27 protein-coding genes are annotated in these 25,439 nt (G+C 65.5%); 15 read left to right on the top strand and 12 right to left on the bottom strand.

What is annotated here, in order from left to right; translation table 11 throughout:
* Positions 1–2: 2 nt before the first annotated feature.
* Together rnpA and rpmH are read right to left on the bottom strand one after the other, a co-directional pair.
* Positions 3–443, bottom strand: coding sequence for a ribonuclease P protein component (gene rnpA, locus AC3DET_RS17110; protein ID WP_488392395.1), 441 nt, complete (start codon positions 441–443; stop codon positions 3–5).
* Positions 444–530: 87 nt separating this feature from the next.
* Positions 531–671: a 50S ribosomal protein L34 gene (gene rpmH / locus AC3DET_RS17105; protein WP_013536759.1), complete on the bottom strand. Its 141-nt coding sequence runs from the start codon at positions 669–671 to the stop codon at positions 531–533.
* 271 nt (positions 672–942) lie between these two features.
* Between rpmH and dnaA the strand changes: the two genes are divergently transcribed.
* The 12 genes from dnaA to AC3DET_RS17045 all read left to right on the top strand — a co-directional run bounded on the left by dnaA (position 943) and on the right by AC3DET_RS17045 (position 13,832).
* Complete coding sequence (dnaA, locus tag AC3DET_RS17100) at positions 943–2,271, top strand: chromosomal replication initiator protein DnaA (protein WP_488392504.1); 1,329 nt, start codon at positions 943–945, stop codon at positions 2,269–2,271.
* 431 nt (positions 2,272–2,702) lie between these two features.
* On the top strand, positions 2,703–3,803 hold the full coding sequence (dnaN, locus tag AC3DET_RS17095) for a DNA polymerase III subunit beta (RefSeq protein ID WP_192203079.1): 1,101 nt from the start codon (positions 2,703–2,705) through the stop codon (positions 3,801–3,803).
* A gap of 202 nt (positions 3,804–4,005) precedes the next feature.
* Positions 4,006–5,124 carry a DNA replication/repair protein RecF gene (recF, locus tag AC3DET_RS17090; RefSeq protein WP_488392394.1) on the top strand — a complete coding sequence of 373 codons (1,119 nt, stop codon included), beginning with the start codon at positions 4,006–4,008 and terminating at the stop codon, positions 5,122–5,124.
* 101 nt (positions 5,125–5,225) lie between these two features.
* The gene (gyrB, locus tag AC3DET_RS17085) at positions 5,226–7,673 is read left to right on the top strand and encodes a DNA topoisomerase (ATP-hydrolyzing) subunit B (protein ID WP_488392393.1); all 2,448 of its coding nucleotides are present in this window, start codon (positions 5,226–5,228) and stop codon (positions 7,671–7,673) included.
* An 11-nt stretch (positions 7,674–7,684) separates the two neighbouring features.
* The gene (locus AC3DET_RS17080) at positions 7,685–8,515 is read left to right on the top strand and encodes a CPBP family intramembrane glutamic endopeptidase (protein ID WP_488392392.1); all 831 of its coding nucleotides are present in this window, start codon (positions 7,685–7,687) and stop codon (positions 8,513–8,515) included.
* Positions 8,516–8,585: 70 nt separating this feature from the next.
* On the top strand, positions 8,586–9,392 hold the full coding sequence (locus AC3DET_RS17075; protein WP_337732834.1) for a M48 family metallopeptidase: 807 nt from the start codon (positions 8,586–8,588) through the stop codon (positions 9,390–9,392).
* 133 nt (positions 9,393–9,525) lie between these two features.
* On the top strand, positions 9,526–10,719 hold the full coding sequence (locus tag AC3DET_RS17070) for a tetratricopeptide repeat protein (protein ID WP_192203087.1): 1,194 nt from the start codon (positions 9,526–9,528) through the stop codon (positions 10,717–10,719).
* Positions 10,720–10,878: 159 nt separating this feature from the next.
* Positions 10,879–11,547, top strand: coding sequence for an energy transducer TonB (locus tag AC3DET_RS17065; RefSeq protein WP_142122859.1), 669 nt, complete (start codon positions 10,879–10,881; stop codon positions 11,545–11,547).
* Between the two features lie 96 nt (positions 11,548–11,643).
* Positions 11,644–12,405, top strand: a complete 762-nt coding sequence (exbB, locus tag AC3DET_RS17060) for a TonB-system energizer ExbB (RefSeq protein ID WP_142122860.1) — start codon at positions 11,644–11,646, stop codon at positions 12,403–12,405.
* Between the two features lie 46 nt (positions 12,406–12,451).
* Positions 12,452–12,880: an ExbD/TolR family protein gene (locus AC3DET_RS17055; protein WP_192203091.1), complete on the top strand. Its 429-nt coding sequence runs from the start codon at positions 12,452–12,454 to the stop codon at positions 12,878–12,880.
* A 3-nt stretch (positions 12,881–12,883) separates the two neighbouring features.
* A complete protein-coding gene (locus tag AC3DET_RS17050) occupies positions 12,884–13,294 on the top strand; it encodes an ExbD/TolR family protein (protein ID WP_192203093.1) in 411 nt (136 codons plus the stop codon).
* A 142-nt stretch (positions 13,295–13,436) separates the two neighbouring features.
* The gene (locus tag AC3DET_RS17045) at positions 13,437–13,832 is read left to right on the top strand and encodes an ExbD/TolR family protein (protein WP_488392391.1); all 396 of its coding nucleotides are present in this window, start codon (positions 13,437–13,439) and stop codon (positions 13,830–13,832) included.
* A 27-nt stretch (positions 13,833–13,859) separates the two neighbouring features.
* Here AC3DET_RS17045 and AC3DET_RS17040 read toward each other — a convergent pair whose 3' ends face one another.
* From AC3DET_RS17040 to cls, 3 genes are all read right to left on the bottom strand, one after another.
* The gene (locus AC3DET_RS17040) at positions 13,860–14,627 is read right to left on the bottom strand and encodes a pyridoxine 5'-phosphate synthase (protein WP_337732836.1); all 768 of its coding nucleotides are present in this window, start codon (positions 14,625–14,627) and stop codon (positions 13,860–13,862) included.
* Positions 14,624–14,884: a hypothetical protein gene (locus tag AC3DET_RS17035; RefSeq protein WP_192203098.1), complete on the bottom strand. Its 261-nt coding sequence runs from the start codon at positions 14,882–14,884 to the stop codon at positions 14,624–14,626. Before AC3DET_RS17035 ends, AC3DET_RS17040 begins: the two co-directional genes overlap by 4 nt.
* A gap of 64 nt (positions 14,885–14,948) precedes the next feature.
* A complete protein-coding gene (gene cls, locus AC3DET_RS17030; RefSeq protein ID WP_488392390.1) occupies positions 14,949–16,403 on the bottom strand; it encodes a cardiolipin synthase in 1,455 nt (484 codons plus the stop codon).
* Positions 16,404–16,460: 57 nt separating this feature from the next.
* On the opposite strand from cls, the gene AC3DET_RS17025 reads away from it, so the two are divergent.
* Positions 16,461–17,546, top strand: coding sequence for a PA0069 family radical SAM protein (locus AC3DET_RS17025; protein WP_488392389.1), 1,086 nt, complete (start codon positions 16,461–16,463; stop codon positions 17,544–17,546).
* A gap of 92 nt (positions 17,547–17,638) precedes the next feature.
* Complete coding sequence (locus AC3DET_RS17020; RefSeq protein WP_488392388.1) at positions 17,639–18,172, top strand: nucleoside 2-deoxyribosyltransferase; 534 nt, start codon at positions 17,639–17,641, stop codon at positions 18,170–18,172.
* Between the two features lie 16 nt (positions 18,173–18,188).
* Here the strand turns inward: AC3DET_RS17020 and AC3DET_RS17015 are convergent, their stop codons facing one another.
* Both AC3DET_RS17015 and AC3DET_RS17010 read right to left on the bottom strand, forming a co-directional pair.
* A complete protein-coding gene (locus AC3DET_RS17015; RefSeq protein ID WP_488392387.1) occupies positions 18,189–18,902 on the bottom strand; it encodes a 2OG-Fe(II) oxygenase in 714 nt (237 codons plus the stop codon).
* A 34-nt stretch (positions 18,903–18,936) separates the two neighbouring features.
* On the bottom strand, positions 18,937–19,968 hold the full coding sequence (locus tag AC3DET_RS17010; RefSeq protein WP_488392386.1) for a class 1 fructose-bisphosphatase: 1,032 nt from the start codon (positions 19,966–19,968) through the stop codon (positions 18,937–18,939).
* A gap of 91 nt (positions 19,969–20,059) precedes the next feature.
* On the opposite strand from AC3DET_RS17010, the gene AC3DET_RS17005 reads away from it, so the two are divergent.
* The gene (locus AC3DET_RS17005) at positions 20,060–21,298 is read left to right on the top strand and encodes an MgtC/SapB family protein (protein WP_488392385.1); all 1,239 of its coding nucleotides are present in this window, start codon (positions 20,060–20,062) and stop codon (positions 21,296–21,298) included.
* Between the two features lie 155 nt (positions 21,299–21,453).
* Here the strand turns inward: AC3DET_RS17005 and AC3DET_RS17000 are convergent, their stop codons facing one another.
* From AC3DET_RS17000 to AC3DET_RS16980, 5 genes are all read right to left on the bottom strand, one after another.
* Complete coding sequence (locus tag AC3DET_RS17000; RefSeq protein ID WP_488392384.1) at positions 21,454–22,083, bottom strand: response regulator transcription factor; 630 nt, start codon at positions 22,081–22,083, stop codon at positions 21,454–21,456.
* Positions 22,080–23,186 (bottom strand): sensor histidine kinase, encoded by a 1,107-nt coding sequence (locus AC3DET_RS16995; protein ID WP_488392383.1) that lies wholly within the window; start codon positions 23,184–23,186, stop codon positions 22,080–22,082. The genes AC3DET_RS17000 and AC3DET_RS16995 overlap by 4 nt, the downstream gene beginning before the upstream one ends.
* Positions 23,187–23,270: 84 nt before the next feature.
* Positions 23,271–24,464: a 2-methylaconitate cis-trans isomerase PrpF gene (gene prpF / locus AC3DET_RS16990; protein WP_488392382.1), complete on the bottom strand. Its 1,194-nt coding sequence runs from the start codon at positions 24,462–24,464 to the stop codon at positions 23,271–23,273.
* Between the two features lie 12 nt (positions 24,465–24,476).
* Positions 24,477–24,863, bottom strand: a complete 387-nt coding sequence (locus AC3DET_RS16985) for an endonuclease domain-containing protein (protein ID WP_446539012.1) — start codon at positions 24,861–24,863, stop codon at positions 24,477–24,479.
* An 83-nt stretch (positions 24,864–24,946) separates the two neighbouring features.
* Positions 24,947–25,411, bottom strand: a complete 465-nt coding sequence (locus tag AC3DET_RS16980; protein WP_446539011.1) for an SRPBCC family protein — start codon at positions 25,409–25,411, stop codon at positions 24,947–24,949.
* Positions 25,412–25,439 lie beyond the last annotated feature (28 nt).

Genomic DNA, 25,439 nt, shown 5'->3' with positions numbered 1-25,439 from the left:
TCTCAACCGGCGTCGGAAACCGGTTTGGTCGAAGAAGAAGGAGTGGGTGGCGGCGAAGGGGAATTCAAGCCCGGCGGCATTGTGCCGCCCGGTGCCGGTGGCGGCAATGCGCCGGCACGCACGAGGACGCGTTCGAAGGTCGCCCGCAGCTGGCCTGCATCCGCCTTGGCAGCCGGCGCGCGCGCGACCACCACGTAGTCGCCGCCGGGAAGGCCCGCGCGCAGACGACGGAAGTGTTCGCGCAACTGGCGCTTGATCCGGTTCCGCATGACGGCGCGCGTATCGACCTTGCGCGATACCGCCAACCCCAGGCGTGCAGGCCCCTCGCCCGGCAGCCAGTGCAGGCTCAGCATCGGATCGGAGGTGCGGCGCGCCTGATCGAACACGCGCGCATAGTCTGCTCGCGCGCGGACGCGCGCGACGCGCGGGAAAGTGGTGCTCATCTCAGCAAGAAGCCCGCTCGTGACCGGGCGGGCTCCTGGTGATGCAGTGAACGCATGGATGCATGGCCGCGATGTGCGGCCAAGCCATCAGGCGGTCAGGCGCTTGCGGCCCTTGGCACGACGACGGGCCAGGATCTTGCGGCCGTCGGCGGTCTTCATGCGGGCACGAAAACCATGGTCGCGCTTGCGCTTCAGGTTGCTGGGTTGGTAAGTGCGCTTGGTGGCCATGGGGCCCTCGGGCGTGTTCGGGTGGAAAGAACCGGAAATTCTATAGGAACCACCGGTTTACGGTCAACTCCCCCGGTGCTTTCGACACGATGGTCCTTCACAACGGGCTGAACACGGTGCCGTTCACACGCTTCATCCACATCTTATGCACAGGATCGTTGGCGGGTCCCGACGCCGGTGGTAGTCTGGCTGACCCCATTGACTCCGCCCCGTGCTGCCTCCGGCAACGCGGGATGGCCTGTTCTACCCCACACGCGAGTTGTTCCACCTGATGGATGCCTGGCCCCGTTGCCTCGAACGCCTGGAAGCCGAACTGCCGGCCGAGGATGTACACACTTGGCTGAAGCCCCTGCAGGCCGAGCAGCGCAGCAATGCCATGGTGCTGTACGCACCCAACGCCTTCATCGTGGAGCAGGTTCGCGAGCGTTACCTGGGCCGCATCCGTGAGCTGCTGGATTACTTTGTCGGCCACGGTGACGTTTCGCTGGAAATCGGTTCGCGCAGCAAACCGGTCGACATCAACGCGCCGGTCGCGACGGGCCACAGCACTGGGGTCGCAGCGCCTGCCGAGCCCTTCGCCGGCAACATGGACCTGCACTACACCTTCGACAATTTCGTCGAAGGCCGCAGCAACCAGCTCGGTCGCGCCGCCGCATGGCAGGCCGCACAGAAGCCGGGCGATCGTTCGCATAATCCATTGTTGCTGTATGGCGGCACCGGCCTTGGCAAGACGCACCTGATGTTCGCGGCCGGCAATGAAATGCGCCGGCAGAACCCGAATGCGCGCGTGCTGTACCTGCGCAGCGAACAGTTCTTCAGCGCCATGACCAAGGCACTGATCGAAAAGTCGATGGACCAGTTCAAGCGTCGCTTCCAGCAAGTGGATGCGTTGCTGATCGACGACATCCAGTTTTTCGCCGGCAAGGACCGCACGCAGGAAGAGTTCTTCCACACCTTCAATGCGCTGTTCGACGGCCGCCAGCAGATCATCCTGACCTGCGACCGCTATCCGCGCGAAGTGGAAGGCCTGGAACCCCGGCTTAAATCACGCCTGGCCTGGGGCCTGAGCGTGGCGATCGACCCGCCGGACTTCGAGACGCGCGCGGCCATCGTGCTGGCCAAGGCGCACGAGCGCGGTGCGCAGATCCCCGACGACGTGGCGTTCCTGCTGGCCAAGAAGATGCGCAGCAACGTGCGCGATCTGGAAGGCGCACTCAACACGCTCGCGGCGCGCGCCAACTTCACCGGGCGCGCCATCACCACGGAGTTCGCCCAGGAAACCCTGCGCGACCTGCTGCGCGCGCAGCAGCAGGCCATCAGCATCCCCAATATCCAGAAGACCGTGGCAGACTACTACGGTCTGCAAGTCAAGGACCTGCTGTCCAAGCGGCGCACGCGTTCACTGGCGCGTCCGCGGCAGGTGGCGATGGCCCTGGCCAAGGAACTGACCGAACACAGCCTGCCGGAAATCGGCGACGCGTTCGCCGGTCGCGATCACACGACCGTGCTGCACGCCTGCCGACAGATCCGCACCCTGATGGAAGCGGATGGCAAGCTGCGCGAGGACTGGGACAAGCTGATCCGGAAACTCAGCGAGTAATCGAGGATCGCCCTGCGGCGCATCCGCGTTGACGCAGGGCATCCGACCAGTGCTTCACGTTGTCCCGTGTGTCCGCCGCAGGTGCCGGCTCTGGGTATGGCATGCCGTTTCCTGTCGTCGATGTCGCTGCTCCAGGCCGCCGCCGCAACCTGTGGCGTTACTGTAGGTGGGGCGACGAAACGGGGCAACGCATAACATCGTGGACAAGCAGGCCTGCCTTCTGTGGATAAGATGTGCGTGGAATCAGGCCGGAAAGTTGTCCACAGGTTTCTGCATAGGCACACCCGCCCCTGTCCACCGGGTTGGAAGAAGAAGAAATTGATTCAATTCAAATGGTTATGTGGGTTTTCCCGGATTTCGGGCCCTACCATCACCACCAGCTTTTAAGCTTTTAGTCTTTAAAAATCCAAAGCGAAGGGGCCCCAACACTCATGCGTTTCAGTCTGCAGCGCGAAGCTTTCCTCAAGCCCTTGGCCCAGGTGGTCAATGTGGTCGAACGCCGGCAGACGTTGCCGGTATTGGCAAATTTCCTGGTGCAGGTGCAGAACGGGCAGCTCTCGCTGACCGGTACCGACCTGGAAGTGGAGATGATTTCCCGTATCGGTGTCGATGAGGCGCAGGACGGTGAAACCACGATCCCGGCGCGCAAGCTGTTCGACATCATTCGGGCGCTGCCCGACGGCAGCAAGGTGACGGTGAGCCAGACGGGCGACAAGGTCACGGTGCAGGCCGGCCGCAGCCGTTTCACGCTGGCGACCCTGCCTGCGAACGATTTCCCGTCAGTGGACGAAGTCGAAGCGACCGAACGTATCGAGGTGCCGGAAGCCACCTTGAAGGAGCTGATCGAACGCACTTCGTTCGCGATGGCCCAGCAGGATGTGCGCTACTACCTCAACGGGCTGCTGTTTGACCTGAGCGAGCGGACGCTGCGCTGCGTGGCGACCGACGGCCATCGCCTCGCCCTGTGCGAGGCGGAACTGGAAGGTGCTCCCGTGGGCAAGCGTCAGATCATCGTGCCCCGCAAGGGCGTGACCGAACTGCAGCGACTGCTGGAAGGTGGCGACCGGTCGCTGGAGCTGGAGGTCGGCCGCAGCCACATCCGGGTCAAGCGGGACGATGTGACGTTCACTTCGAAGTTGATCGATGGCCGCTTCCCTGACTATGCCGCCGTGATTCCGATTGGCGCGGACCGTGAAGTCCTGCTGGATCGGGAAGTCCTGCGCGCCGCCCTGCAGCGCGCCGCCATCCTGTCCAACGAGAAGTACCGGGGCGTCCGTGTCGAGGTTTCTCCCGGCCAGTTGAAGATCAGCGCTCATAATCCCGAGCAGGAAGAGGCCCAGGAAGAAATCGAAGCCGACACCAAGGTGGACGGTCTGGCGATCGGGTTCAACGTCAACTACCTGCTGGACGCGTTGTCGGCCCTGCGCGACGAGCACATCGTCCTGCAGCTGCGCGATGCCAATTCCTCGGCACTCGTGCGTGAGGCGAGTAGCGAGAAGTCGCGCCATGTCGTGATGCCATTGCGTCTCTGACCCGCCTTGTTCCACGTGAAACACGCCAGTCGCCCGGCCCCGCGCCGGGCGATGTCGTTTCCAGGTACCGATTTCGAGCGATCCGGCTTCCGGGCAACACCGCACGCTAGAATCTCGCGATGCCGCTGTCGCTCGCCTGCCCCTTGCTCCGCCCTCGCCTTTCCCGTGCCCAGTTGCCTTGGGGCACGCAGGGGAACTCCCCGTGCAGGTAACCCGCCTGGAGGTAAGCGGGTTGCGTCGATTCCAGCAGGTTTCAGTGGCCCCGGGACCCGGGCTCAATCTGATCACAGGCGATAACGGCGCGGGCAAGACCAGCCTGCTCGAAGCGCTCCACCTGATGGCATACGGACGCAGCTTCCGTGGTCGCGTGCGTGACGGCCTGGTCCGAACCGGTGCCGACGCCGTCGAGGTGTTCGTGGAGTGGCGCGAAACGGGCCAGGAGCGTCTTCGTCGCGCGGGCCTTCGCCATACCGGCCAGACATGGACCGGTCGGCTGGATGGCGAGAATGTGGCTCAACTCGGAGATCTTTGCGCCGCGCTCGCAGTTGTCAGCTTCGAGCCGGGTAGCCACGCCCTGGTCACCGGTGGCGGTGAACCGCGTCGTCGTTTCATCGACTGGGGCTTGTTCCACGTGGAACAGGGAGGTGAGGGGAGCTTCCTGCCGTTGTGGCGTCGGTATGCCCGGGCGCTCAAGCAACGGAATGCCCTGCTGAAGTCAGGCGCAGGGGGTGCCCAACTCGATGCCTGGGATCACGAGATGGCCGAAGCGGGTGAACCATTGACGGGTCATCGCCTGCGTTATCTCGAAGCTTTGCAGGGCCATCTGTCGGCGGTTGCCACGGAACTGGCGCCGTCGCTCGGTTCCGCAGACCTGCAGTTCCAGCCCGGGTGGCGGCGCCACGAACTGGCATTGGCGGACGCGTTGCTGCTCGCCCGGGAGCGGGACCGTTCGGCGGGTTACACCACCGTCGGCCCCCACCGGGCTGACTGGCGCATCGACTACTCCAGCCTGCCCCACCGCGAAACGCTTTCCCGCGGCCAGGCAAAACTGACCGCGTTGTGCTGCCTGCTGGCTCAGGCGGAGGATTTCGCTGCGCGAAGAGGCGAGTGGCCGGTCATCGCCCTGGATGACCTGGCATCGGAGCTGGATCGGCATCACCAGCGCCGCATCCTGGAGCGGCTGCTGGCTTGCGGTGCCCAAGTCTTGATTACCGGCACCGAAAGCCCTTCCGGACTCACTGGCATGCAGGCTACGCCCACTGTGTTCCACGTGGAACAGGGCGCCATAGGGCTGCAGCAGGTTGGCGGCAAAGAGGGCTAAGTGCCCACCAGTGCTATAATTCCGCATTGAATCCCTTGGCCCGCGCGTGGCGCCCACCGACCCGGTGACGCGGCGCCTGCCATGCAGCCGACCCGAAGCGAATGACCGACGAAACGACCTCTTCTGCACCGAACGGCAACAGCACCTACGACTCCAGCAAGATCACCGTCCTCCGGGGCCTGGAAGCGGTCCGCAAGCGGCCCGGCATGTACATCGGCGACGTGCACGACGGCACCGGCCTGCATCACATGGTGTTCGAGGTCGTCGACAACTCGATCGACGAAGCGCTGGCCGGTCACGCCGACAATGTGGTGGTGAAGATCCATGAAGACGGCTCGGTCTCGGTCTCGGACAACGGTCGCGGCATCCCGGTCGATATCCACAAGGAAGAAGGCGTCTCGGCGGCGGAAGTCATCCTCACCGTGCTCCACGCGGGCGGCAAGTTCGACGACAACAGCTACAAGGTTTCCGGCGGCCTGCACGGCGTGGGCGTATCCGTCGTCAATGCCCTGTCCTCGCACCTCTGGCTGGACATCTGGCGCGATGGCCACCACTACCAGCAGGAATACGCGCTGGGCGAGCCCACCTACCCGCTCAAGCAGCTGGAAGCTTCGGAGCGCCGCGGCACCACGCTGCGCTTCCTGCCGGCGGCCGAGATCTTCAGCGATGTCGAGTTCCATTACGACATCCTGGCGCGCCGCCTGCGCGAACTGTCGTTCCTCAACTCCGGCGTCAAGATCACCCTGATCGACGAGCGTGGCGAAGGCCGCCAGGATGTCTTCGAGTACGAAGGCGGCATCCGCAGCTTCGTGGAGCACCTGGCGCAGCTGAAGACACCGCTGCACCCGAATGTCATCTCGGTCACCGGCGAAGCCAGCGGGATCGTGGTGGATGTCGCCCTGCAGTGGACCGACGCCTACCAGGAAACGATGTTCTGCTTCACCAACAACATCCCGCAGAAGGATGGCGGTACCCACCTGATCGGCTTCCGTGCCGCGCTGACGCGCACGCTGACCAACTACATCGAACAGAACGGCATCGCCAAGCAGGCCAAGGTCAATCTGTCCGGCGACGACATGCGCGAAGGCATGATCGCGGTGCTGTCGGTGAAGGTGCCGGACCCCAGCTTCTCTTCTCAAACCAAGGAGAAACTGGTCAGTTCCGAGGTCAGGCCGGCCGTTGAGAGCACGTTCGGCGCACGTTTGGAGGAGTTCCTGCAGGAACACCCCCACGAAGCCCGCGCCATCGCCAGCAAGATCGTCGACGCCGCGCGTGCCCGCGAAGCCGCACGCAAGGCCCGCGACCTGACCCGCCGCAAGGGGGCGCTGGACATCGCCGGCCTGCCCGGCAAGCTGGCCGACTGCCAGGAGAAGGATCCGGCACTGTCCGAACTGTTCATCGTCGAGGGTGACTCGGCCGGCGGTTCCGCCAAGCAGGGCCGCAACCGCAAGAACCAGGCGGTGCTGCCATTGAGGGGAAAAATCCTCAACGTGGAACGCGCGCGCTTCGATCGCATGCTCGCCTCCGCCGAAGTCGGCACGCTGATCACCGCGCTCGGCACCGGCATCGGCAAGGACGAGTACAACCCGGACAAGCTGCGTTACCACCGCATCATCATCATGACCGACGCCGACGTCGACGGTTCGCACATCCGCACGCTGCTGCTGACGTTCTTCTACCGGCAGATGCCGGAGTTGATCGAACGAGGCCACATCTACATCGGCCTGCCGCCGCTCTACAAGCTCAAGCAGGGCAAGCAGGAGTTGTACCTGAAGGACGATGCGGCGCTCAACGTGTACCTGGCCAACAATGCGGTCGAAGGCGCGTCGCTGATTCCCGCCGATGGCGAGCCCCCGATCTCCGGCGAAGCCCTGGAGAAGCTGCTGCTTGCCTTCACCACCGCGCGCGATGCCATCTCACGCAATGCGCACCGTTACGATTCGGTGCTGCTGGAGTCGTTGATCGATTTCACCCCGCTCGATGCGGAGCACCTGCAGAAGAACATCGACGAGCGGCATGAACTGGCCGCGCTGGAAGCCAAGCTCAACCGGAGCAGCCTGGGCAGTGCGCGCTATGCGCTGACACTGCAGCCCGCCACGGAACAACGCCCCGCTGCGCTGCTCGCGACGCGTCGGCACATGGGCGAGGAGCTGGTGCAGGTGCTGTCGCTGTCGGCCTTCGAGACCGGCGAACTGCGTCCGTTGCGCGAAGCGGCGGCGCTGTTGCATGGACTGGTGCGCGAAGGCGCACAGGTCATCCGCGGCAACAAGGCGCAGCCGGTGGTTACCTTCGCCGACGCACAGGCATGGTTGCTGGAAGAGGCCAAGAAGGGCCGCAGCATCCAGCGCTTCAAGGGCCTGGGTGAAATGAATCCCGAGCAGCTGTGGGATACCACGGTGAATCCGGATACGCGCCGACTGTTGCAGGTGCGCATCGAGGACGCCGTCGCCGCCGACCAGATCTTCAGCACGTTGATGGGAGACGTGGTGGAGCCGCGTCGCGAGTTCATCGAAGACAACGCGCTGAAGGTTTCCAACCTCGACGTGTGATGTTTCGGCGGATGAACCCGGTCCCCTCCTCCCTGGTCGACGCGGGAGTCCCCGGCGGACGTCCATTGCGCGGCGTGCTGCCGGCGTTCGCACTGGATGTCGTGCTGGCGGTGGTGCTTTCGTTCTCAGCCATGCTCCTGGGTTTGCTGGGATGGGCCGGCTGGCGCGGTGTGCAGTTGGCGCGCACGCATGGCGGCATGATCGACGCGCAGGCCCTGCAGGCGAATGTGGGCGCTCCGCCCGTCCTGTTCCTCATCGTGGCCACGCTCGTCAGCACCGGCGGCACGGCGCTGCTGCTGTACTTCTGGCGCCGACGCGCAACGATCACCGAACAGAAGCAGTCACGGGCCAACACGCGTCTTCCCCGGACCTGGTTCTGGGCGCTTGCTGCGGGAATTTCGACCTTTCTGTTCAGTGCAGTCATGAGCGGATGCGGCCGCGCGCTGGGGCTGGACCTGGAACCGAGCAACCTGGACGTGATCAAGGCCGGATTCGCGCAATACCCCGTGTTCCTGGGCCTGTTCGCTGTCGTCCTTGCGCCCATGTACGAGGAGCTGCTGTTCCGCCGCGTCCTGTTCGGGCGACTGTGGCATGCGGGCTGGCCCGTCCTGGGCCTGGTGCTGAGCAGCCTCGTGTTCGCCCTCGTCCATGAAATGCCGGGCCTCAACGGAAAACCCCTCACCAGCACACTTTTCCTGGTTCTGGTCTATGCGGGCATGGGCGCCATGTTTGCCGGGGTCTACCGGTTGACAGGCACGCTGTGGGCGCCGATCGCCGCGCATATCCTGAACAACGCCCTTGCGCTGGCTGTCTTGCAGATTTACGGCCAGACGCAGGCTTAATGTGATTGACGAAAGTTTAAGACGCGTTTGCCCAGACTCGCGTTGTACGCAATGGTCGCAGGGGGCGCGCATGAAAGTCTGGATTCTCGGGACCGTCGCAATTCTCGGTCTGACGTCGTGTGCCACGACGACCTCGCCCACCGGCCGGACCCAGATGGTTGGGGGCGTCTCGCAGGCGCAACTCGATCAGTTGGGCGCACAGGCCTTTGCCGAGACCAAGGCGAAGGAAACCTTGAGTCGCGACGCGCGACAGAACGGCTACGTCACCTGCGTGGTCAACGCACTCGTGCGCCAGCTGCCTCCCGAACAACGCAGCGTCGCGTGGGAAACCGCTGTTTTCTCGGACAAAGAGCCCAACGCGTTCGCGCTGCCGGGTGGCAAGGTGGGCGTGAACACCGGCATCTTCACGGTGGCCAAGAACCAGGATCAGCTTGCGGCGGTGCTCGGGCATGAGATCGGCCACGTGATCGCGCGCCACCACGAAGAGCGCATTACCCGTCAGATGGGAGCGCAGGCCGGCTTGGGCGTCCTCGGTGCGCTGGCCGGTGCGCGCTACGGTGAGGGTGCGGCCAGCACGGTGAACCAGCTGGGTGGCATGACCGCACAGGCGGCTTTCCTGTTGCCAGGGTCGCGCACCCAGGAGAGCGAGGCGGATGTGGTCGGCCAGCGGCTCATGGCCCAGGCGGGCTTCGATCCTCGCCAGGCCGTCGATCTCTGGCAGAACATGATGGCCGCCAGCGGTGGCCGTCAACCGCAGTGGCTGTCCACGCACCCCGACCCCGCCAACCGCATTCGCGAACTGCAACGCGATGCGCCCTCCCTCGTACCCACCTACGAGGCGGCCAGGAAGGCCGGAAACGCGCCGAAATGCGGCTGACACACGGCACGGTATTGCTGCTACGCAACACCTGAAACGGTATCCGCACGCACCAGGTTTCTGTTAGTTTTGCCGGCCCCGCACGCAGGCGGGTTGGACCGTCATCCCCCGGATGGCCTGACGAGGTTTGAAGATGAAGCTCCGCATGCAAAAGAACACCCTACTCAGCATGATGCTGCTGGCCGCCTTTGGCGGCGGCGTTGTCGCCGATGCCGTGGCGCAGTCCGCCCGTTCTGCCAACCGGAGCGGTTCGCGCGAAGGCAGCCAGAAAGCGGAAGTCCGTTACCCCGACGCGACGCGCGAGGACCCCAAGACCAAGCCCTCCAGCAAGATGCAGGGCAAGCTGGGCAAGCTGTTCAAGGCCTACGAGAAGGAAGACAACGACGCCGAGACGCTGGCGTTGGCCAAGGAGCTGCTGGCCGAACCGAATGCGAACGAATATGACAAGGCCATGGCCGCCCAGCTGGGCGGGCAGGCGGCATACAACCTGGATGACATGGCGACAGCCAAGCAGCTGCTCCAGCAGGTGATCGACCTCAACGCGCTGGACAACAACGGCCACTACCAGTCGATGCTGATGCTGGCCCAGTTGCAGCTGCAGGACGACGAGTTCGAGCCGGGCATGGCCAATCTCAACCGTTATCTCGCAGAGACGAAATCCAACAAGCCCGACGACCTGATCCAGAAAGGCCAGGCGCTGTACCAGATGGAGAAGTACGCCGAAGCCATCCCGGTACTCGAGCAGGCCATCGCCGCCACGCCCGAGCCCAAGGACAATTGGTACGGTCTGCTGCTGGCCTCGCTCATCGCCGCCGAGCGGCCTGCCGAAGCGGTGAAGATCGCCGAGCAGATGGCCGCCAAGAATCCGGCCGACAAGAAGGCCCAGCTCAACCTGGTCGCGACCTACCAGCAGGCGGACCAGTACGACAAGGCCGCCACCACGCTGGAGAAGATGCGTTCCGCTGGCCAGCTGACCGAAGAAAAGGAATACCGACAGCTCTACGTGACCTACGCCAACATGGACGGCCGGGAGAAGGACGTCATTTCCGTCGTCAACGAAGGTTTGGAGAAGGGCTTGCTGAAGCCGGACCACCAGACCTTCCTGGCCCTGGCGCAGGCGTACTACTACTCCGAGCAGATCCCGCAAGCCATCGACGCGTGGCAGAAGGCAGCGCCCCTCGCCGCGGATGGCGAAACCTATCTGAACCTGGCGCGCGTCCTGTGGCAGGAAGGCCGTATCCCGGAAGCCAAGGTCGCTGCGCGAGCCGCGCTGGGGAAGGGTCTGAAGAAGCCGGACGACGCGAAGAAGATCATCGCGTTGCCGTAACGGGATTCGATGACACCGAAGGCCAATTAATCCATACGGATGATGGCATCGGGGCGCCGGATTGGTATAAGCTGGGGGTTCCGTCGGTGAAAACCACCGGCAGGGCCCAGAATCGACGAGGCGTCTCGGCGCTCGTAACAACCTTGAGTTAATTGGCGCATGGCTGAACAACTGGTCATCAACAGGTACCGGGAAGAAGAAGAGGACAACAGCCTCAACTGGCCCCGTATCATCGGTATTGCCTTCGTGATCGCATTGCACGCAGCGGCCCTGCTTGCGCTGTTGATCCCGGCGGTTGCTCCGCCGGCAGAAAAGAAGGAAGAGCGCCGCACCTCGGTCGTCATCGTCGACGCGCCGCCTCCCCCGCCGCCGCCGCCGCCGCCGCCGCCGAAGCAGGACACGCCGCCGCCGCCGGTCAAGAACCTGGCGCCGCCGAAGACGACCCCGCTGCCGCCGCCGCCGGAAGCACCGCCGGTCGACATCGCCGAGCCGCGTCCGACCGACATCGTCACCCCGCCGTCGCCGCCCGCACCGCCTGCGCCGACGCCGGACATCGGTGCCAGCGTGGACATCTCGTCGAAGAACATGAACCCGCCGCGTTACCCGCCCGCCGCTGCGCGCGCCGGTATCACCGGTACGGTCATCCTGATCATCGACGTGGACGCCAACGGCAACGTCACCAACGTGTCGGTGGAAAAGTCGAGCCGCAACCGCGACCTCGACCGTGCAGCGATCGATGCCGCACGCAAGTGGCGCTTCAATGCTTCCGTCGTCAACGGCCAGAAGTCAGCTGGCCGGGTCCGCGTGCCGGTGGATTTCACGCTTTAAGAAGGAAGACCGCGGCCAACACCTGGGCCAACGTCAACGCTCCATCCTTTCAGAACCGCAACACCCTCTATCAACACTTATATAAAGGTAAGCGTCATGCTGCAGGAAACCCTTTTTGCCGCCGCCGCCGGGGGCACCAACGCCGCGAATGCCCTGTCGCAGATGGGCTTCGAGCACATGATCAGCGAAATGATCAGCAAGCCCGGCGAGTTCATCGTCTCGTGGGTCGTGCTGCTCACCCTCGTCATCATGTCGGCCATGTCCTGGTACTGGACGGTCATCAACGTGCTGCGCAGCAGCCGCCTGAAGGGCCAGGCCGATCGCGTCACCAGCGCATTCTGGGAAACGCCGAACGCGCAGGACGCCATCCGCCTGATGGAAGAGCAGCCGAAGAACGAGCCGTTCTCCAAGATCGCGCTTGACGCTGCCCAGGCAGCCGCGCACCACCAGCGCGCCGAAGGTTCCGCCGCAGGCCTGGGCGAAACCCTGAGCCGCTCCGAGTTCGTCGACCGCGCCCTGCGCCAGGCCGTGACCCGCGAGAGCACCAACCTCCAGGGCGGCATGACGCTGCTGGCCACCGTCGGTGCGACCGCACCGTTCGTGGGTCTGCTGGGTACGGTGTGGGGCATCTACGGCGCCCTGATCCGCATCGGTGCAACCGGCCAGGCCTCGATCGACGCCGTTGCCGGCCCGGTGGGTGAAGCGCTGATCATGACCGCCATCGGTCTGTTCGTCGCCATCCCGGCCGTGTTCGCGTACAACTTCTTCAGCAAGACCAACTCGGCGACCATCGCCAAGTTCGACACGTTCGCGCACGACCTGCACGACTTCTTCGCCACCGGCTCGCGCGTTCGCTGAGCCGGCGGTACAAGCAGTCAACGCAACGTTCTAGACGGAGCCCGTCATGGCTTTCAGTAGTGGTAATAGCAGCGGCCCGATGGCCGAGATCAACGTCACGCCCCTCGTGGACGTGATGTTGGTGCTCCTGATCATCTTCATCATCACGGCGCCTCTGATGTCGCATAAGGTGAAGATCGAACTGCCCGAAGCGAATTTGGTACAGGATCCGGCGGACAAGACCGCGCCGGCGACCCCGCCGATCACCATCTCCGTCAAGGAGAATGGCGATCTGTACTGGGGCGACGAGCCGGTGACCAAGGAGATCCTGGAATCCCGCCTGTCCAGCGTGGCCCAGCTGCAGCCGCAGCCGAAGCTCAACCTGCGCGGCGACAAGACGACGAAGATGGGCACCATCGCCGACGTCACCAAGATCGCGCAGGGTCAGGGCATGCTGGACATCGGCTACGTGGCCACGAAAGAGAAGGGGCAGTAAGCCATGGCATTCAGCAGTGGTGGAAGCAAGGGCCCCATGGCCGACATCAACGTCACGCCCCTCGTGGACGTGATGCTGGTGCTGTTGATCATCTTCATCGTGACCGCGCCGATCATGACGTACCCGATCGAAGTGGCCCTGCCGCAGCGCGTGATCAACCCGCCGCCGCAGGTGCGTGAGCCGCCGCCGCCGATCGATCTGCGCATCGAGGCCGATGGCACGGTCTACTGGAACAACAGCCCGGCGAACGTGGCCGACCTCCAGCAGAAGATGGAAGAGGAAGTACAGCGCGATCCGACCAATCAGCCGGAGCTGCGCATCGAAGCCAATTCGGAATCGCACTACGACGTGATGGCCAAGGTGTTGGCCGCCGCGAAGAACGCGCAGATGATGAAGATCGGTTTCGTACAGTAATCCTGACGCGACAGACCTTTGAACGCCGCCCACCCGGGCGGCGTTTTTCTTTGCGCCTGTACAGGCCGGGTCACCCCTCTTGTCGGAACCCCGGGACCGGCGTAGCGTCAGGACCACGGTCCCTGACAGAAGGAGGTGTGCCATGGCGTTCTCCGTTCCTGCAAGCCGTCGTGAACTGGCCGAAATCAACATCACCCCGCTCGTGGACGTGATGCTGGTACTGCTGGTGATCTTCATCGTCACCGCGCCGTTGCTCTCGCGCCCGATCGACACGATCCTGCCGCAGCCCGCACCGGGAGAAAGGACCGAGCCGCCGAACGACCTCGTCCTCAAGGTCGGTTTTGGGGGAACCTACACGCTGGACGACCGCCCGGTATCACTCGCCGAGCTGCGTCTCCGGCTCGAGGATGCCCTTGTCGCCGACCCCCGGACGATACTGCAGGTGGATGCTTCCGCTGGCGCCGACTACCAGCAACTGGTCAGCGCCCTGGCACAGGCCGAAGCGAGCGGCCTGGACCATATCGTGATGCGGAACTGATGCGCGCGTGATGGCGCCGGTCGGCGCTCAGCGAGCGGCGCCGGCGGGTGTTTGCAGGATGGCCAGGTAGGCCTCCACCGTGCGCTCGAGGCCGGCGTACAACGCTTCACCGATCAACGCATGACCGATGGAGACCTCCAGGACCCCGGGCACGGCGGTCAGGAAATCACCCAGATTGTCCTGGCTCAGATCGTGCCCGGCATTGACGCCCAGACCCAGGGCCTGCGCTTCGCGTGCGGTCCGGGCGCAGAGTGCCAGCGCGGTTGCAGCGTCGCCACGCGCGGCGGCCTCAGCGAAGGGGCCGGTAAAGATCTCGACGCGGTCCGCGCCAACCCGCGCGGCTTCAGCCAGGCCCACGCAACCGGCGTCGACGAACAGGCTGACACGACAGCCCATGGCCTTCAGTTCGGCAACGAGCGGCTGCAGGCGATCCATGTCGCGACTGAAATCGAAGCCGTGGTCTGACGTGATCTGCCCGTCGGCATCCGGTACCAGCGTCGCCTGCGCCGGCCGCACGGCATCGCACAGGGCCAGGAACCCGGGATAGCCCTCGCGGAGCGGGGCGAAAGGATTGCCCTCCAGGTTCAGTTCAACGCCGCACTCGCGCGTCAGTGCCGACAGGGCATGCACGTCCGCCGTGCGGATGTGCCGCTGGTCCGGCCGCGGATGCACCGTGATCCCATGCGCGCCTGCGGACAGGCATGTGCGCGCGGCGCGCACCACATCCGGCTCCGTGCCTCCCCGTGAATTGCGCAGCACGGCGATCTTGTTGACGTTGACGCTGAGCGCTGTCACGAAGCGGGGGGCTCTGCGGGTGGCATCGCGTTGCGGCGCGCCTCGGCCACCTCGCGCAGGCGGCGCAGCTCGGTGGGATCGATCATCTGCGACGGATCCCGGCTGCTCTCACCGATGCGGCGTGCGTACCAGCCCATGATCCAGAGCAGGAACAGCACCAGCGACGCGAGCAGGGAAATCACCATCACCGCCGTGGAGGTCACGGAAAAGCCGACATACAGGGCGCCGACCGCCATCAACAGGAACAACCAGTGCATCGTCCACCCCCGGGTTGGTCGCGGCATATTACCGCCTCCGGCACGGCACAAAAACGGGCCTGCTTCACAGCAACGGCGACATCAGGCGGGCCAGCGCCTCGGGCAGCCGGTGCCGCCAGAGCGAACGGTCGCGCTGCAGCTTCACCGGTTCGCTGGCGGCGATTTCCGCTTCCAGCCACTGCGCCAGCGTGCCGGCGACGCCCCGGTCCCGGAACATCATCGAAATCTCGAAGTTGAGGCGGAAACTGCGGTGGTCGAAGTTGGCGCTGCCGATGATCGCCATGGCGTCGTCGCAGAGCAGCGCCTTGCTGTGCATCATCCGCGGGCCGTACTCGTAGACCTTCACGCCTGCGGCCAGCAACTCGTCGAAGTAGGACCGCGCAGCGAGCGTCACCAGGCGCGAATCACTCACCTTCGGGACCACCAGCCTTACATCCAGCCCACCCAGTGCCGCCGATGTCAGCGCCATCCGCGCTGCTTCACCCGGCACGAAGTAGGGCGTCACCAGCCACACGCGCTGCTTCGCTTCGTGGATGGCGGCGACCTTCAAGCGGTGGATCGGCTCCCATGCGGAATCCGGTCCCGACACCAGCGCCTGCGTGACGATGCCGCCGCGTACGTTCGCATCGCCCGCGCTCCACAACCGCGTGCCCTGGAAATCCGTGCGTTGCTGCCCGGTCGCGTAGACCCAGTCCTCCACGAACACCTGCTGGATGCTGCGCACGATCTCGCCTTCCAGGCGCAGGTGCAGGTCGCGGTAGGCATCGTCGCGCAAGGATTCGTCTTCGTCGTCGGTGACGTTGATGCCGCCGGTGAAGGCGATGCGACCGTCCACCACCACGATCTTGCGGTGGGTGCGCAGGTTGAGCCATGGCCGGGTGAAGGGCCGGAAGCGGGTGGGGTGGAACCACGCGTACTCGCCACCGGCGTCCACCAGTGACTGCAGTGCGCGCTTCTTCAGGCGGTTGGAGCCTACGGCGTCCAACAGCAGGCGGACTTTCACCCCCTGGCGCGCTTTCGCCGCCAGTGCGTCGAGCACGCGCATGCCGGTGCGGTCGCCATTGAAGATGTAGTACTCCAGGTGGATGTGGTTGTCTGCGGCTTCAATGGCGTCGACGATGGCCTGGTAGGTGGCGCATCCATCGACCAGCTGCTGCACGGAGGTCGCGGCGGAGGGAGGAAGGCCGGTGATCTTCTGCGCGAGCATGGGCAGCTCGGCACTGTTGCCGTCGGTAGGCGCGAAGACCTCGTAGCTGTCGAGCCCTTCGCGCGAGCGCGTACGACGCAACTGGTGGCGCTTGATCCGTTGCGGCCCCAGCAGGAAGTAGATCAGGTAGCCCACGTAGGGCAGCAGTGCCAGCGACAGCAGCCAGCTCAGGGTGGCCACCGGTTCCCGCTTCTGCAGCACGATCCAGGCGCACAGCGGCACCAGGTACAAGAGCCACGCGGCCGTCACCCACAACTGCAGATGCGGCAGCGAGGTGAAAGACTCCCACAGGGCGTTCAGCACATCAGTCATCCAGCGATTCTATTCGGTGTCGCGCAGCCTGCGACGATCACGGTGCAAACTGTCCGCATGACGACACCCCCGCCCAGCGTGAAGGGACGTGGTTCCGCCCGATACCTGCCCGGTCGCTTCGCGGTGACCACGCCGGAAGCCGTCGACGACGGTTGGCATGATGCCGATGGCGAAGGCGACATCACGTCCGCGCCGAAGACCGAACTGCGCGAGGAGGTCGCGCGCAGTGTCCTGACCCGCAACCAGTCGCCGGACATCCCCTTCGACCAGTCGCTGAATCCCTACCGGGGGTGTGAGCACGGCTGCAGCTACTGCTTCGCGCGCCCGTCGCACGCTTATCTCGACCTGTCGCCCGGACTGGATTTCGAAACCAGGATTTTCGCGAAGACCAATGCGCCGGAGGTGCTGAGGCGCGAGCTTGCGAAGCCCGGTTATCGGGTCAGCCCGATCTCGCTGGGCATCAACACCGACGCCTACCAGCCGGTTGAACGGAAGCTGCAACTGACACGTCGCATCATCGCGGTGCTGGCCGAAACCAGGCATCCGTTCTCGCTGATCACGAAGAACGCGCTGGTCGAGCGTGACCTGGATCTTCTCGTCCCGATGGCCCGCGAAAACCTGGTGCATGTGTACTTTTCCATCACCACGCTGGACAACGCGCTGTCCTCACGCCTCGAACCGCGCGCGTCCGCACCGCACAGCCGGCTGAAGGCCGTGAAGCGCCTCAGCGAAGCCGGCATTCCCGTTGGCGTGATGTTCGCGCCGGTGATCCCGTGGGTGAACGACCAGGCGCTGGAAGCCGTGCTGGACGCGGCGAGTGCACATGGCGCCACCGCCGCAGGCTATGTGTTGCTGCGCCTGCCGCATGAAGTCGCTCCCTTGTTCCGCGATTGGCTGCAGACGCATCTTCCCGACCGCGCCGCGCATGTGATGAGCACGATCCAGCAACTGCGCGGCGGCAAGGACTACGACAGCCGGTTCGGGAAGAGATTGAGTGGCGAAGGCGTCTATGCCGATCTGTTGGCGCGCCGGTTCGCGCTGGCACTCAAAAGGGCCGGTTTCAGGGAGCGCCGGCATCCGCCGCTCGAGTGCAGCCGTTTCGTGCCGCCACGCGCGCCGTCGCCCCAGGGCGAACTGTTCTGACGGCATCGGCGAGCGCGCTGCGACGATCGGTCACGGGAAACCCCGGAGGCGCGCATGGACAATCCCGTGTGCCTTCCTCCGCATGCACGCCGATGATCACGTCCCTCTACCTCGCCGGTCCGGACATCTTCCGCCCCGACGCGGTTGCGCACGGCGAACGACTCAAGGCGTTGTGTGCACACCATGGCTTCGAGGGCCTGTTTCCGCTGGACGCGCAGGTGGCTGGACACGCGACAGGCGATGCACGGGATACCGCGCGCCGGATCTACCGCGCCGACATCGGTCTGCTGGATGCCGCCGATGCGGTGCTCGCCAACCTCGATTTCTTCCGCGGTGCGGAACCGGACAGCGGCACGTGCTTCGAAGTCGGGTATGCCGTCGCCCGCGGCAAGCCGGTCTACGCCTATGTGCCCGACAGCGGCAGCCTTGCCGAACGCATCCGTCACCGTTGTCCCCAGTACCTGGCGGTTGATGCCGGCATGGACGTTCACGGCTGGCAACTGGAAGAGTTCGGCCTGCCGCTCAACCTGATGCTCGCAGTCCCCTGCGTGATGGTGGTGGGCGGTGTGGAGGCGGCATTGCAGCGGTTGCGCAGCGACATCGATGCACGGCGGGATGTCGCCTGAGCGACGTTGTCGCGCTTCAGCGTCCGCCGTACAGGTGTTCAGCGCGTTGGAACAGGATCCAGCTGGTCGCGATGTATTTGTCGCCGCCCACCGGACGGTTGCCGCGGTGCGTGTGGGTGAACGCCGTCGGCGCGATCAGCAGGCTGCCGGTGCGGGGCACGATCCTGCGTTGCTGGTGGAAGAATTCTGTCTCGCCCGCCTCGAAGCCGTCGTTGAGATAGAGCGTCCATAGCACGTGGCGGTGCAGCGGTTCGGCATCCGCGCCTTTCGGGAACAGCTCGCAGTGCCAGTACGGATAGCCACCCTCGCCGGCGGGATACCGCTGCAGGTTGATCCGGCCCGGCACGAACACCGCCATGATGAGCTTCATCAGCGCGTCGTCATCCATGCCGGCGACGTCCTCGTAACCCAGGCGGCGCAGCTGCCCGTCGGCGCCCGGCTGCTGCAGCATCAAGGGCGCGATCAGGCTGAAGGGATAGGTACGCAGGTACTGCTTCAACCCGGCGAGCACGGCCAGGTTGAGGCGCTGTTCCACGTCGCGCCAGTCGGCCTGCCCGCTGATGCTGATGTCGCGGCTGTGCTTGAGCTCCGGGTGGTGTCCGCCACCCACCTGCCCTGGCCGGTCCTGCCGGCTGGCATCGAAGCGCGCCACGATGGCGCGACAGGTCTCCACGTCCAGGGCGTCGTGATAGACCTCGATGAAGTCGGCAGGCTCTCTGTTCGGCGTCATGCCTGGATTCTAGCCGCCGGCCTGCGTATCGCGATCACGCCGCGGCCGTGTCGTGCGCGCGGTGGTAGCCGACGGCGGCTTCGACTTCCTTCCTCGATCCCAGGAACACCGGTACGCGCTGGTGCAGCTGTGTCGGGCGCAGCGACAGGATGTCCTCGCGCCCGGTGCTCGCCGCGCCGCCGGCCTGCTCCACCAGCATGCCCATCGGGTTGGCCTCGTACATCAGGCGCAGCTTGCCGGCCTTGCCCGGGTCCTTGCGGTCCCACGGGTAGATGAAGATGCCGCCGCGGGTCAGGATGCGGTGCACGTCGGCCACCATGCTGGCGATCCAGCGCATGTTGAAGTCCTTGCCGCGCGGGCCCTCCTTGCCGGCGAGCAGGTCGCTGACGTAACCCTGCATCGGCGCTTCCCAGTGGCGCTGGTTGGACATGTTGATGGCGAATTCCTTCGTCTCTTCGGGAATGCGCATGTCGCGCTGGGTCAGCACGAACGCGCCCTGCTCGCGGTCCAGCGTGAACGCATGGGTGCCGTTGCCCGTGGTCAGCACCAGCATCGTGCTGGGGCCGTAGATGCAGTAGCCGGCGGCGACCTGTTCGCGGCCGGGCTGGAGGAAGTGCTCGTCGCCCGGTGTGGTCACGCCATCCGGTGAACGCAGCACGGAGAAGATGGTGCCGACCGAGACGTTGACGTCGATGTTCGAACTGCCGTCCAGCGGATCGAACAGCAGCAGGAAACCGCCGCGCGGGTAGGCGTCCGGGATCGGCTGGCTGTGGTCCATCTCTTCCGAGGCGCAAGCGGCCAGGTGGCCGCCCCAGGCGTTGGCTTCCAACAGGATGTCGTTGCTCAGCACGTCCAGCTTCTTCTGCGCCTCGCCCTGCACGTTGCCGGTACCGGCATCGCCCAGCACACCACCCAGCGCGCCCTTGCTGACCGCAATGGAGATGCTGGTGCAGGCGCGGGCCACCACCGCGATCAGCTGGCGCAGGTCGGCGCTGATGCGGCCGGCGCGCTGTTCCTCGATCAGGTAGCGGCTCAGCGAGACGGCGGACGGAACGGGAGCGGGCATGATGGGATCCACGGCGAACGGTGCGCGCATTGTCCGGGTTGATGGGACCAATGCAAGACCATTCGCTATGCTGACGGGTCTGGAGGAAGGAATGGACGAAGCAACCCCGGAGACCTGGCTGGCGCTGTCCTCGGCGCTGGGCCTGGGCCTGCTGATCGGCCTGGTGCGCGAACGCAGCCACGGTCGTCGCGCGCATGCCATCGCCGGCCTGCGCACGCATGCGCTGGTGGCGCTGGGCGCAGCGGTGGCGGCATGGCTGGGACTGCCCGTGTTGCTGGTCGGGTTGGGCGTCGTCGGGGCACTGGCGGCGATGGCCTACCACGCCACGCGCCAGGACGATCCCGGCCTGACGAGCGAAGTGACCCTGGTGCTGACCTTCCTGCTGGGCGCCATGGCGATGCGCGCACCGGCGCTGGCCACCGCGCTGGCGGTGGTGGTGGCCGTGCTGCTGTATGCCAAGCAGCCGCTGCATGAACTCACCCGCGACACCTTCAGCGAACGCGAGGTGTTCGACGGCCTGCTGCTGCTCGCTTCGGCGCTGGTCATCCTGCCGATCCTGCCGGACCGCCCGATCGGGCCTTTCGACGCCATCAACCTGGCCACCATCTGGAAACTCGTGGTGCTGGTGATGGCGGTCAGTGCGCTGGGCCATGTCGTGCTGCGCGTGGTGGGCAATCGCTGGGGGTTGGCGGCGGCGGGGTTCTTTGCCGGCTACGTGTCGTCGACGGCGGCCACCATCGGGTTCGGACAGCGGGCGAAGGAAACACCGGCCCTGTTGCGTTCGGCTGTCGCGGCCGCGCTGCTGGCGAATCTGGCCTCGCTGACGTTGTGCGTGCCCATCCTGTGGGCGGTATCCCCAGCCCTGGTACGCGACCTGCTGCCGGAACTGGGCGCGATCGGTGGCGTACTGCTGGCCGGCGGCCTGCTGGGCCTGCATCGTAGCGAAGACGATGCGGTGAAGCCGCCGACCTCCGAAAGCCGCATGTTCCGCTTCGGCCAGGCGCTGGGTTTCGCGCTGCTGGTTGCGGTGCTGACCTTCGTCGCGGCGGCGCTGGCGGCGTGGATCGGTCCCCGCGGCGCGATGGCCGCAGCGGCGATGTCCGCGTTGGCGGAATTGCACGCGGCGGTGGCGACGCTGGCCAACCAGTTCTCGCGTGGCGGACTGGAGGCCGCGGAAGCGCGGTGGTGGATGCTGGCGTTGCTGGCGGCCAGCCTGACCGCCAAATCGGTGATCGCGTGGATCAGTGGTGGGGCGGCCTATGGCTTGCGCGTCTCGGCAGGGCTGTTGACCGCGCTCGCTGCGGGCGCGGCGATGGTGGTGGTGTTCTGAGCTCGGCTTTTCTGTAGGAGCGACGTGAGTCGCGACCGGGATATCGGTGCACCTTTGTCGGTGGAAACAGCCAAGGCAGATCGCGTGCCGATTTTCGGGATGAGCTGACACCGTGCGGTCGCGACTCACGTCGCTCCTACAAACACCCAGCGGACTCAGATGATCCGCAGCGTGATCGCCTTCAGCACGGCGCGGGTGCGGTCGCGCGTGCCGAGCTTGTCGAGGATCGTGGAGACGTAGTTCTTCACCGTGCCTTCGGCCAGGAACAGCGTGCGCGCGATTTCCTTGTTCGAATAGCCGCCCGCCAGCAGCCGCAGGATCGCCACTTCGCGCTCACTGAACGTATCGCTGGGTGGCGCTTCGTCGCGGAAGCGGAAGCGCGCGCGCACGGGATCTGTGCTCACCGGCTGCAGCAGCGTCTCGCCTGCGGCCACGCGCTGGATGGCGTCATGGAGGTCTTCGGGTGCAGCGTCCTTCAGCAGGAAGCCCTGCGCACCGGCCTGGGTGGCACGCAACAGCAGGTCGCTGTCGTCGAAGGTCGTCAGCAGCAGCACCGGCGTCCGGTCGCCACCCTCGCGCAGCTGCAGCAGGGCTTCGATGCCGTCGGTGCCGGGCATGCGGATGTCGCTCAGCACCACGTCCACCGGCTGGGTCTGGAGTTTGGCCAGCAGGTCGGCACCATCGTCGGCTTCGAAGACCACCTCGATCTGCTGCGCCTTCAACAAGGCGCGCAGGCCGGCGCGCACCAGGGCCTGGTCATCGGCCAGGGCGATCCGCACGGTCATGCGGGCAGCCTCACGTCCAGGCGCAGGCCACCGCGAGGCGCGGTGCCCAGGCGCAGATCGCCGCCCAGCGCCGCGACGCGCTCGCGGATGCCCGACAGTCCATTGCCTTCGCGCAAACCAACCCTGAGCTTGCCATCGTCCTCAATGCACAGGCGCATGTCAGCGTCCTCCCTGCTCAGCGAAACCATCAACGTCTCTGCGTTCGCGTGCCGTGCGGCGTTGGTCAGGCACTCCTGCACGATGCGCAGCAGCGACTCCGCCACGGCCGGATCGGTGATGCGGATGTCTTCCGCGATACGCAGATCCAGCGTGGGCCGTGGCAGCGGTGCGGCGAGGGCACGGATCGCGGTCTGGAGGTCCAGCCCGCGCGAATCGCGCAGGGCCTGCACGACGTTGCGGATATCGTCCAGCAACTCGGTGGACAACTGTTGCGCGATGCGGACTTCATCGCGCACGGCGAACACGGGATCGCTGGCCAGTGCCCGCAGGTTGAGCTTCATCGCCGTGAGTTTGTGACCGGCCACGTCGTGCAGCTCGCGCGCCACGCGCAGCCGTTCGGCGTCACGCGCGCTGTCGGCCAGCAGCGCCCGTGTGGCCAGCAGGTCCGCATTCACCAGCGCCAACTGGTCGCGGGATTCCTCGGAGCGGCGGGCGTAGTGCACGCACAGGCCGGCGAGCGCCTGGAAGCCGATGTTGATCAACGTCATCGTCAGCGGCGCGCCGAATTCGTGGTGCACCATCAGCGCGTAGAACGCCAGGTTCAAAACCAGTGCGGCGCCGATGACCCCGCGCGGCGACAGCACGTTGACCGCGCATGCCACCCAGACCACCAGCAACACTTGCGCGGTGCCCACGCGCGGCGTCAACCATGCCAGCAGCAGCGCAAGGCCGGCCATCGCCACCAGGGCGATCCGCCGCTGCCGCTCCCAGGTGTCCGGTGCCAGCGCGAACAGGAGGAATCCCAGCGCGTACGCCACCAGTGCGGCGGCCGCAGCTGGCAGCACCTCCGGCGGCAGGAAGCGCAGGCCCAGCGACACGGCGGCGAGCGTGAACACGCCCGCCAGCGTCATGGGTTCGCGAAGTCGATTCAGGGTTGGCCACATGCGCGCATGCTGTCGTGCGCGTGGCGCCGAGGCAATGGGTCGGGCGAAAGTGGTGACTTCCGGCAGGTCAGCGACACGACGTTGTCAGAACACGTCACCCGGCACGCGCACCGTGCCTTCCATCAGCACCCGCGCGCTGCGGCTCATGATGGCCTTGGTGGCCGACCATTGGCCGTCCGTCTGCTTCAGCTCCGCCCCGACCCGCAGCGTGCCCGAAGGATGACCGAACACCACCACCTCGCGTGATCCGCCGCCCGCCGCGGCATTGACCACCGTTCCGGGGACGGCGGCGGCGGCGGCGATGGCGACCGACGCAGTGCCCATCATCGCGTGGTGCAGCTTGCCCATCGACATGGCGCGCGCGAGCAGATCGATGTCGGCCGCGCGCACCGGCTTGCCGCTCGAAGACAGGTAATCCTTCGGCGACGCGACAAAAGCGACCTTCGGTGTCAGCGGTCGCGCGGCGGCCTTCGCCACATCGTCCACCAGCCCCATGCGTACTGCGCCGTGGGCACGGATCGCTTCCAGCTTCGCCAGTGCGGCCTTGTCCTCGTTGATCGCGCCCTGCAGCTCGGTGCCGTCGTAGCCCAGCGCTGCGGCCTCGACGAACACCACCGGCACGCCCGCGTTGATCATCGTGGCCTTGAACACGCCCACGCCGGGGACATCAAGATCGTCAACGAGGTTGCCGGTGGGGAACATGGCGCCACCGCCCTCGCCTTCACCTTCGTCGGCCGGATCGATGAACTCCAGCTGCACTTCTGCCGCCGGGAATGTCACGCCATCCAGTTCGAAGTCGCCGGTTTCCTGCACCTCGCCGCCGCTGACCTGTACGTGCGCGACGATGGTCTTCTGGATGTTGGCCTGCCAGATACGCACCGTGCACATGCCGTCGCGTGGCACGCGCGACGGATCGACCATGCCGTTTGCGATCGCGAACGGTCCGACCGCCGACGACAGGTTGCCGCAGTTGCCGCTCCAGTCGATGAAGGCTTCGTTGATCGGCACCTGTCCGTACAGATAGTTCACGTCGTGGCCTGGCTGCGTGCTCGGCGAGATGATCACCACCTTGCTGGTGCTCGACGTCGCGCCGCCCATGCCGTCGGTGTGCTTGCCGTACGGATCGGGTGACCCGATCACGCGACTCAGCAATGCATCACGGGCAGGACCCGGCGCCTGTGCGCGTTCCGGAAGATCCTGCAGGCGGAAGAACACGCCTTTCGACGTGCCACCACGCATGTAGGTGGCGGGGATGCGGATCTGGGGGGCGTGTGGCATATCGGGACTCTGTCAGTTGGGCTGTTCTCCCCTCTCCCCTTGCGGGAGAGGGGCCGGGGGAGAGGGCGCTTCTTCGCGCAGTGCCTTCCATATGGATTCTAGGACTGCATCCGTCTGTTGGAGAATCTCGTCGTTCCAGAATCGCAATACCCGGAATCCCTGCCTCATCAACCAGGCATCACGGCCCGCGTCGTGCGGTGAGCCGTTGTGCTGCCCACCATCGGCCTCGACGATCAGACGCGCTCCGAAATGCACGAAGTCGACGACAAAGGGTCCGATCGGTTGCTGGCGACGAAACTTCTGTCCGTCCAGTCGATGCGCACGCAGATGCAGCCAGAGCCTGTGTTCGGCATCGGTCATGTTGCGGCGGAGATGTTTCGCGAACTGTCTCGATTCCATGAGGCCCCCTCTCCCCAACCCCTCTCCCGCGAGGGGAGAGGGGCTCGCAATGTCCGTTTGCATGGAAGAGAGCATACACATCCTCACGCTCCGTCCGGAATCTCCGGCTCCACCAGCTTCGCCAGCATCTCCAGCGATTCCTGCCAGCCCTGGTAACAGAAGTCGACCGGGATCGCGGCGGGAATGCCTTCCTGCACGACGTTCAACTCGGTGCCGGCGACGCTCTTCTTCAGCGTGACGGTCACGTGCATCTGGCCCGGCAGGCCGGGGTTGTCGAACTGGTCGGTGTAACGCAGCAATTCGTTCTCCACCAGTTCCACGTAAGTGCCACCGAAGGAGTGGCTGGAGCCGGTGCCGAAGTTGGTAAACGACATCGTGTAGCCGCCGCCCACGCGGGCATCCATCGAATGGACCTTGCCGGTGAAGCCGTGCGGCGGCAGCCACTTAACCATCGCGTCGGGATCGAGGAATGCGCGGTAGACGCGCGAAGGCGGTGCGCGCAGCACGCGATGCAGGCGGACGGTACCGGGGGCGGTGTTCTCGGACATGATCGGACTCCTGTGCGTTGGGTGTACC

Source organism: Pseudoxanthomonas sp. 97-1-1, from assembly GCF_057773125.1.
The sequence above is the reverse complement of the archived record's forward strand: the minus strand, read 5'-3'. Positions and strand labels throughout refer to the sequence as shown.

Excerpts from the sequence above, each read along its gene's own strand:
- rnpA (WP_488392395.1), bottom strand. The coding sequence starts at position 443 with ATGAGCACCACTTTCCCGCGCGTCGCGCGCGTCCGCGCGCGAGCAGAC.
- rpmH (WP_013536759.1), bottom strand. The coding sequence starts at position 671 with ATGGCCACCAAGCGCACTTACCAACCCAGCAACCTGAAGCGCAAGCGC.
- dnaA (WP_488392504.1), top strand. The coding sequence starts at position 943 with ATGGATGCCTGGCCCCGTTGCCTCGAACGCCTGGAAGCCGAACTGCCG.
- dnaN (WP_192203079.1), top strand. The coding sequence starts at position 2,703 with ATGCGTTTCAGTCTGCAGCGCGAAGCTTTCCTCAAGCCCTTGGCCCAG.
- gyrB (WP_488392393.1), top strand. The coding sequence starts at position 5,226 with ATGACCGACGAAACGACCTCTTCTGCACCGAACGGCAACAGCACCTAC.
- AC3DET_RS17080 (WP_488392392.1), top strand. The coding sequence starts at position 7,685 with ATGAACCCGGTCCCCTCCTCCCTGGTCGACGCGGGAGTCCCCGGCGGA.
- AC3DET_RS17075 (WP_337732834.1), top strand. The coding sequence starts at position 8,586 with ATGAAAGTCTGGATTCTCGGGACCGTCGCAATTCTCGGTCTGACGTCG.
- AC3DET_RS17070 (WP_192203087.1), top strand. The coding sequence starts at position 9,526 with ATGAAGCTCCGCATGCAAAAGAACACCCTACTCAGCATGATGCTGCTG.
- AC3DET_RS17065 (WP_142122859.1), top strand. The coding sequence starts at position 10,879 with ATGGCTGAACAACTGGTCATCAACAGGTACCGGGAAGAAGAAGAGGAC.
- exbB (WP_142122860.1), top strand. The coding sequence starts at position 11,644 with ATGCTGCAGGAAACCCTTTTTGCCGCCGCCGCCGGGGGCACCAACGCC.
- AC3DET_RS17055 (WP_192203091.1), top strand. The coding sequence starts at position 12,452 with ATGGCTTTCAGTAGTGGTAATAGCAGCGGCCCGATGGCCGAGATCAAC.
- AC3DET_RS17050 (WP_192203093.1), top strand. The coding sequence starts at position 12,884 with ATGGCATTCAGCAGTGGTGGAAGCAAGGGCCCCATGGCCGACATCAAC.
- AC3DET_RS17045 (WP_488392391.1), top strand. The coding sequence starts at position 13,437 with ATGGCGTTCTCCGTTCCTGCAAGCCGTCGTGAACTGGCCGAAATCAAC.
- AC3DET_RS17035 (WP_192203098.1), bottom strand. The coding sequence starts at position 14,884 with ATGCACTGGTTGTTCCTGTTGATGGCGGTCGGCGCCCTGTATGTCGGC.
- cls (WP_488392390.1), bottom strand. The coding sequence starts at position 16,403 with ATGACTGATGTGCTGAACGCCCTGTGGGAGTCTTTCACCTCGCTGCCG.
- AC3DET_RS17025 (WP_488392389.1), top strand. The coding sequence starts at position 16,461 with ATGACGACACCCCCGCCCAGCGTGAAGGGACGTGGTTCCGCCCGATAC.
- AC3DET_RS17020 (WP_488392388.1), top strand. The coding sequence starts at position 17,639 with ATGATCACGTCCCTCTACCTCGCCGGTCCGGACATCTTCCGCCCCGAC.
- AC3DET_RS17015 (WP_488392387.1), bottom strand. The coding sequence starts at position 18,902 with ATGACGCCGAACAGAGAGCCTGCCGACTTCATCGAGGTCTATCACGAC.
- AC3DET_RS17010 (WP_488392386.1), bottom strand. The coding sequence starts at position 19,968 with ATGCCCGCTCCCGTTCCGTCCGCCGTCTCGCTGAGCCGCTACCTGATC.
- AC3DET_RS17005 (WP_488392385.1), top strand. The coding sequence starts at position 20,060 with ATGGACGAAGCAACCCCGGAGACCTGGCTGGCGCTGTCCTCGGCGCTG.
- AC3DET_RS17000 (WP_488392384.1), bottom strand. The coding sequence starts at position 22,083 with ATGACCGTGCGGATCGCCCTGGCCGATGACCAGGCCCTGGTGCGCGCC.
- AC3DET_RS16995 (WP_488392383.1), bottom strand. The coding sequence starts at position 23,186 with ATGTGGCCAACCCTGAATCGACTTCGCGAACCCATGACGCTGGCGGGC.
- prpF (WP_488392382.1), bottom strand. The coding sequence starts at position 24,464 with ATGCCACACGCCCCCCAGATCCGCATCCCCGCCACCTACATGCGTGGT.
- AC3DET_RS16985 (WP_446539012.1), bottom strand. The coding sequence starts at position 24,863 with ATGGAATCGAGACAGTTCGCGAAACATCTCCGCCGCAACATGACCGAT.
- AC3DET_RS16980 (WP_446539011.1), bottom strand. The coding sequence starts at position 25,411 with ATGTCCGAGAACACCGCCCCCGGTACCGTCCGCCTGCATCGCGTGCTG.